General features: G+C 74.7%; 6 protein-coding genes and 1 pseudogene. 2 read left to right on the top strand and 5 right to left on the bottom strand.

The window, feature by feature from the left end:
- Positions 1-123: 123 nt before the first annotated feature.
- The 3 genes from AB0E96_RS04430 to AB0E96_RS04420 all read right to left on the bottom strand — a co-directional run bounded on the left by AB0E96_RS04430 (position 124) and on the right by AB0E96_RS04420 (position 2,922).
- Positions 124-639 carry a hypothetical protein gene (locus AB0E96_RS04430; protein WP_359818321.1) on the bottom strand — a complete coding sequence of 172 codons (516 nt, stop codon included), beginning with the start codon at positions 637-639 and terminating at the stop codon, positions 124-126.
- Positions 640-816: 177 nt separating this feature from the next.
- Positions 817-2,271 (bottom strand): PLP-dependent aminotransferase family protein, encoded by a 1,455-nt coding sequence (locus AB0E96_RS04425; protein WP_359818319.1) that lies wholly within the window; start codon positions 2,269-2,271, stop codon positions 817-819.
- An 81-nt stretch (positions 2,272-2,352) separates the two neighbouring features.
- A complete protein-coding gene (locus tag AB0E96_RS04420; RefSeq protein WP_359818317.1) occupies positions 2,353-2,922 on the bottom strand; it encodes a universal stress protein in 570 nt (189 codons plus the stop codon).
- Positions 2,923-3,412: 490 nt separating this feature from the next.
- On the opposite strand from AB0E96_RS04420, the gene AB0E96_RS04415 reads away from it, so the two are divergent.
- Entirely contained in the window at positions 3,413-3,808 is a 396-nt protein-coding gene (locus AB0E96_RS04415; protein WP_359818315.1) for a transglycosylase family protein, read from the top strand.
- 139 nt (positions 3,809-3,947) lie between these two features.
- Here AB0E96_RS04415 and AB0E96_RS04410 read toward each other — a convergent pair whose 3' ends face one another.
- Positions 3,948-4,541: a pyridoxamine 5'-phosphate oxidase family protein gene (locus tag AB0E96_RS04410; protein ID WP_359818312.1), complete on the bottom strand. Its 594-nt coding sequence runs from the start codon at positions 4,539-4,541 to the stop codon at positions 3,948-3,950.
- Positions 4,542-4,703: 162 nt separating this feature from the next.
- Positions 4,704-5,138, bottom strand: a complete 435-nt coding sequence (locus AB0E96_RS04405; protein WP_359818309.1) for a CBS domain-containing protein — start codon at positions 5,136-5,138, stop codon at positions 4,704-4,706.
- 343 nt (positions 5,139-5,481) lie between these two features.
- Between AB0E96_RS04405 and ligD the strand changes: the two are divergent.
- Positions 5,482-6,351 (top strand): annotated as a pseudogene (ligD, locus tag AB0E96_RS04400) (non-homologous end-joining DNA ligase); the annotation flags it as partial.
- Between the last annotated feature and the right edge of the window lie 36 nt (positions 6,352-6,387).

Raw genomic sequence — 6,387 nt, 5'->3', positions numbered from 1 at the left:
GTCCACCAGGACGGCGGCGTCCACCGTGCCCGCCTCCAGCCAGGCCGCCAGCTCCTCGTGTTCCGCACCGGGGAGGTTCGCGCGTCCGCGCGGTCCGCCGATCGCGGCGGCGGTGCCGGCCGGTCAGGCGCAGGCGACCTGGGTGCCGGGGATGCCGACGATGCCCGAGTTGTTGGCCTCACCGGCCTTGTACTCGTAGTACAGGTAGGAGTAGAAGTCGATCCGGGTGTCGGGGCCGCAGGCCGAGTCCGGGGCGACGGTGTACGTCACCGTGAAGGCGCTGCTGGCGCCGGGGGCGAGCGGCACGTTGTAGCGGGCGATGCCGCCGTGGACGTTGTCACTGCACCCGTTGGTCTGGGTGCCGCAGGCGGTCGCGGTGAACTTGAGCCCGGGCACCAGGCTGGTGGCGTAGGTCTCCTGGACGCTCTGGTAGACGAACTGGATCGGGGTGTCGTACGGGTTGGTGAGCGTCAGGGTGAGCGTGAACTCACCACCCCGGACGGTCGTCTGCTTGTCGGAGGCGACCGTGAGCGGCAGTTGGCTGTCGGCCCTGGCGGCGGGGGCCGCGGAGAGGAGCAGGCCGAGGACAAGGGCTGGGCATGCGGCCAGCGCGGCGCGACTCAGGTGTGTTCTGCGCATGACCAAGGAGCGTAGGCGCCGGTTCCGCCGGGGTTGCGCTCCTCTGCCCCGATCCGTACCGACGCAGGAGCGGCGAGCGGACGGCGCGCACCCGCCGCTCGCGTTCCGCCCCCGCGGGCGCGTCCGGGGGCCTATGCTTCGCCGCCGCTCTCCCCCGGCCGCCGCACCCCGGCCGTCTCAGCCGCACGGCGGCAGGATGTCGCAGAGCGCGCCGAGCGCCGCCGGGTAGGCGTGGTCCGGCGGCGTGGCGTAGCCGACCACCAGGCCGTCGACGGCGGGCATCGCCTCCTCGCCGATCGCCGGGTGCCGGTAGTCGGCGAGCCCCTCGACGGCCAGGCCCCGGTAGGCGGCGGCCTTGAGCACCGAGCGCTCGGTGCCCGGCTCCAGGCGCAGCACCGCGTGCAGGCCGGCCGCGATGCCGGACACCTCGACGTGCGGGGCGCGGGCCGCGAGGGCGTCGACCAGTTGGTCACGGCGGTCCCGGTAGCGTCGGCGCATCCGGCGCACGTGCCGGTCGTAGCCGCCGGAGTCGATGAACTCGGCGAGGGTCAGCTGGTCGAGGGCGCTGGCCCAGCCCTCGCGTTCGCCCTTGGCGGCGAGCGCCCGGTCCACGAGGTGGTCGGGCAGCACCATCCAGCCGAGCCGCAGCGCGGGGGTCAGGCTCTTGCTGGCGCTGCCGAGGTAGACCACCCGCTCGGGGTCGAGCCCCTGGAGGGCGCCGACCGGCTGGCGGTCGTAGCGGAACTCCCCGTCGTAGTCGTCCTCCAGGACCAGCCCGCCGCGCCCGCGCGCCCAGTCGACGACGGCGGCGCGACGGCCGGGGTGCAGCGGACCGCCGGTGGGGAACTGGTGGGCGGGCGTGAGCAGGGCCGTCCGGACGTCCGGGTGCCGGGCCAACTCGCTGGCCCGGGCGCCCTGTTCGTCGATCGGCAGCGGCACGACGGGGACGCCCGAGGCGGCCAGCAGTCCGCGGTGGAAGCCCAGCCCGTACGCCTCGACGGCCAGCGGGCCGTACTCGGCGGGCGGCAGGACGGGCGCGGCGCCGTCGAAGAGCAGCCGCAGCGCGTGGGCGAAGCCGGAGCAGACCACGATCCGGTCGGGGTCGGTGCGCACGCCCCGGACGCGGGCGAGGTAGTCGGCGAGGACGGTGCGCAGTTCGCGGCGCCCCTGGGGGTCGCCGGGCCCGAAGGCCTCGTTGGGGGCGGCGGTGAGGGCCCTGCGGGCGGCGGCGAGCCAGGCGGTACGGGGGAAGGAGGAGGCGTCGGGCCGGCCCTGGCGCAGGTCGTGGGTGGGGCCGGGGCGGCGGGAGGGCCTGCGGGCCCGGGCGCGGGGGGCGGGTTCGGCGCGTTCGGCGACGGCGGTGCCGGAGCCCTGGCGGGCGGTGAGCCAGCCCTCGGCGACGAGTTCGGCGTAGGCCTCGGCGGCGGTGTTGCGGGCCAGGCCGAGGTCGGCGGCGAGGGCGCGGTAGGGCGGCAGCCGGGTGCCGGGGGCGAGTCTGCCGCTGCGGATCGCCTCGCGCAGGGCCGCCATCAGTGCGGCGCGCCGGCCTCCGGTGACGGGGAGGTCCAGGTACAGGTCGTTACCGGTCGGGTGGGCGGGCTCGGAGGGGTGCGTGCCCCGCGTGTCCGTCATGGTCACGCACCCTACCGGCCGCCGGCCCGGCACTTCGCGGGCGCCCGCCCGGCCCCCCTCCGGCGGCACCGCGACCGTTCCCTACGGCACGACGGTGACCGGCCAGCGGCCCGCCTTGACCAGCCGGACCGCCACCGAGCCGATCACCTTGTGCCCGGCCTGCTCGGAGACGCCGACCACGACGGCGTCGGCGCGCAGTTCGTCCGCGAGCTTGGCCAGGCCGGTGTACGGGTCGCCGCGCATGGTCAGGAACCGCCACTCCACCTTCCACACCTCGCGCACCCGGTGCTCGGCCTCGCGCAGCGCGGCCAGCAGTTCCTCGGCGATCTCCTGGGTGGTCTCCTCGACCGCGGCCCCGGCGAGGGCGGTCGCGGCGCCGAGGATCGGCTGGATGTAGGCCACGGCGAGGACGGCGCCCTGCCGTCGGGCCAGTCCGGCGGCGTAGGCGGTGGCGCGCCAGGAGGAGTCGGAGCCGTCCAGGCCGGCCAGGATCACGCCGGGGCCGTCGGTGCCCAGCTCGAAGCCCGCGGGCGCGGTCGCGGCCTCGTGACCCGGGGCGCCGATCGGCACACCGGCCGCGGCCGCCCCTCCCGTACCGGCGTCCACCTCTCCCGGATCCGCCGTGTCCGCTGCATCGCTCTCGTTGCTCATGGGGGTGAGGCTATGCCCGTCCGACACCGGGAGTGACGGCAGGGGGTACTCCGGGTGAGGCCTGTGGCGCGGGCCACCCGGAGGGTCGGCCGAGGCGGCGGAATCGGCACCGGCGGCTGGGTGGTCGTCACGCGCTGTCGACCGTGTGGGCGGCCTCACAGCGGTTCGGGGGCCGGTTCGGAGTGGCGCGGGCCACTTCCGGGGCTGATTCGATCTTGGAAATGGGGGCAAATCGGTCGAAATCGCCATAATTCCTTGATCTTTACCCCCGGTAACAGCCCTCTGACATGGCTAAACCTTCGAATCCTTGAAACCGCCACGACCACCCCCGTAACTTCGAACTCGTTGCACCGAGCGATCGGCTCCGGCCGGGCGGCCCACCGCCCCCGAGCAGAACGGTGCAGGACCACGCGAGTGACGTGTCCCCGAAACCGACGGCCTTCCGAGGGCCTGGTTCCGCGCGCTCGCAGACCCCTCCGAAAGGAACTCCATGACCTTCCGTAACGAGACCGCCGCTGCCACCACCACTGCCACCCCGAAGCGCCGCAACCGCGTCCGGATGGCTCTGATGGCCGGGGCGCTCACCGCCCTCCCGGTGGCCGGCCTCGTCACGGCCACCAGCGCCTCCGCCGCGCCGGCTTCGGTCTGGGACAAGGTCGCCGCCTGCGAGGCGACCGGCAACTGGGCCATCAACTCCGGCAACGGCTTCTACGGCGGCCTGCAGTTCACCCAGAGCACCTGGGCGGCCTTCGGTGGCACCTCCTACGCCCCGCAGGCCCACCAGGCCACCAAGGACCAGCAGATCGCCATCGGCGAGAAGGTCCTGGCGGCCCAGGGCCCGGGCGCCTGGCCGATCTGCTCCGTCAAGGCCGGTCTGAGCAAGTAAGGACCGCCCGCACCGAGCGCGCACGCACCGAGGCCGCCGCACCCCGTCCCGGGGCGCGGCGGCCTCGTCGTGTCTCCCGGCAGCCTCACCGCATCACCCGGCAGCCCCGGTGCGTCACCCACGGCCCCGGTCGCGGACCTCACCCGCGCGGACCCGGCCGTGGCGGGAGCGGCAGCGGGACGGCCGGCAGGCCGTCGATGCTGGTGCCGACCAGCGGCTTGCGTTCGCAGTAGGCGCCGAACTCCTCCTCGTCCTTGCGGTCGAAGTACCGGGCGTGCAGGTCGCGGTCGGCCCGGTAGTCCATGAAGGGCACCGCGTACCCGCAGGAGTCACTCACCCGCTCGGCCCGGACGAGCACGATCGCCCGCAGACCGGAGCCGTCGGCGGACGGCTCGAAGCGGCCGAGCAGTTCCGCGAAGCGCGGATCGTCCCGGAAGACCGGCTCACCGCGCCCGTGCACCCGCACCACGGTCGGCGGGCCCTCGAAGGCGCACCACATCAGCGTGATCCGGCCGTTCTCCCGCAGGTGGGCGACGGTCTCGGCCTGCGAGCCGCCGAAGTCCAGGTAGGCGAGGGTGAGTTCGTCGATCACCACGAGCGTCCCGGCGCGGCCCTTGGGTGAGAGGTTCACGTGCCCGTCGGCGGCCAGCGGGGCGGTGGCCACGAAGTAGACCGGCTGGCTCTCGATGAAGGCGCGCAGCCGGCCGTCGATGGATTCGTACTGCTTTCCCATGGGCGTCAGTCTGCCCCCGCCCCGGCCCGCGGGAAAGGACGATCCACCCGCTGGGACGCACCGGTGCCCCGCCCGTACGGCTCGAACGGCCCGGCCGGTACGGAGGGACCGGCCGGCCGGCGGAACGAGGGGCGGGGCACGGGCACGCGGGGCGCCGGCCGGTCAGTGCTTCATGTAGACGCTGTCCATGAACTCGATGATCTGCTGGTCCGTCAGCCGCTGGCCGTCACGGTGGCCCATCGCCAGGTCGGCCTCGCTGATCATGCCCACCAGCCGGTCCCCGTCGATCACCGGGATGCGCCGGATCTGGTGCTGCTCCATCTTGCGCAGCACCGCCTCCATGCTGTCCTCGGCGCGCACGCAGTGCAGGTGGCCGCCGAGTTCCATGGCCGTCATGGTGGCCGGGTCCTTGCCCTCCGCGATACATCGCAGCACGATGTCGCGGTCGGTGATGATGCCCTTGAGCTTCTGGTCGTCGCCGCAGATCGGCAGCGCGCCCACGTTCTTGTCGCGCATCATCCGCGCGGCCTCGGCCAACGTCTGGTGGGCGCCGATGCACTGGGCGCCGGTGTGCATGATGTCTCGGGCAGTGGTCACGGGGACTCCTTCGTCGGTGGTTCCCCCCGCTGGTCCCCCCACGTCCCCCCGGCGGTGCTCCCGGGCTCCCGCCGTCGGAGCGGGAGCGGTGTGACCGCGCCCTCACCATAAGCAGCCCCGCCCCCGCCCGCGACCCCGGCCCGGCCCGGAAGGCCGGGACCGCGGGTGCGGCCGCACAGTGGAGGGCGGAGGCCGCCCGGCCGGGGCAGACTTGGCTGCGGGGCCACCCCGCCGGAGGCCCCGGAGACCGGACACCCGGGAGACCGCCGGACACCCGGGAGACCGGCGGACTCCCCGGAAGCCTCGGACGCCTCGGACACTTCGGAGGCCGACCGTGCCGCAGATGACGGTGGACGGGCGCACCCTCGCCCTCTCCCACCTCGACAAGGTCTACTACCCGCGCACCGGCACCCCCAAGGGCGAGGTGCTGCGCTACTACGCCGCCGTGCACACCGTGCTGCTCCCGCACCTGCGCGACCGCCCGGTCTCCTTCCTGCGCTGCCCGGACGGCGTCGAGGCGGAGGTGTTCGTCGCCAAGAACCCGCCGCCCGGCACCCCGGACTGGGTGCGCACGGTCGAGGTGCCGAGCAACACCGGGGAGCTGCGCCAGGTGGTGCTGGAGGACGGCGCGGCACTGCTGGCGGTCGCCAACCTGGGCTGCCTGGAACTGCACGTCCCGCAGTGGCACGCGGCCGCCCCCGCCCTCGCCGACCGGCTGGTGCTGGACCTCGACCCCGGCGAGGGCGCCGACGTGCTCACCTGCCGCACGGTGGCGCTGCTGCTGCGCGAGCGGCTGGCCGCGGACGGCCTGGCCGCCTGGGTGAAGACCTCCGGATCCAAGGGCCTGCACCTGCTGGTCCCGATCGAGCCCACGCCGAGCGCCCGGGTCTCCGCCTACGCGAAGGCCCTGGCGGCCGCCCTGGAGGCCGAGCACCCGGAGCTGGTGGTGCACACCATGGCCAAGGCCCGCCGCCGGGGCCGGGTACTGGTCGACTGGTCGCAGAACAACGCCAAGAAGACCACCGCCGCGCCGTACACCCTGCGGGCCCGGCCGCGGCCGACCGTCTCCACCCCGCTGGCCTGGGCGGAGTTGGAACGGGCCGCCGACGAGCGGGACCTGGTCTTCACCCTCGCCGAGGTGCCCGACCGGCTGGCGGCGCACGGCGACCTGCTCGCCCCGCTGCTGGAGCGGGAGCGGGCCCGGCCGCTGCCCGGTGCGCCGTCAGCGGGCGGGCCGCGGCCGCCGACC

The organism is Kitasatospora sp. NPDC036755, assembly GCF_040636595.1.
GTDB lineage: Bacteria > Actinomycetota > Actinomycetes > Streptomycetales > Streptomycetaceae > Kitasatospora.
The sequence above is the reverse complement of the archived record's forward strand: the minus strand, read 5'-3'. Positions and strand labels throughout refer to the sequence as shown.

Coding starts and splice junctions, on each gene's coding strand:
- AB0E96_RS04430 (WP_359818321.1), bottom strand. CDS start 639: ATGCGCAGAACACACCTGAGTCGCGCCGCGCTGGCCGCATGCCCAGCC.
- AB0E96_RS04425 (WP_359818319.1), bottom strand. CDS start 2,271: ATGACGGACACGCGGGGCACGCACCCCTCCGAGCCCGCCCACCCGACC.
- AB0E96_RS04420 (WP_359818317.1), bottom strand. CDS start 2,922: ATGAGCAACGAGAGCGATGCAGCGGACACGGCGGATCCGGGAGAGGTG.
- AB0E96_RS04415 (WP_359818315.1), top strand. CDS start 3,413: ATGACCTTCCGTAACGAGACCGCCGCTGCCACCACCACTGCCACCCCG.
- AB0E96_RS04410 (WP_359818312.1), bottom strand. CDS start 4,541: ATGGGAAAGCAGTACGAATCCATCGACGGCCGGCTGCGCGCCTTCATC.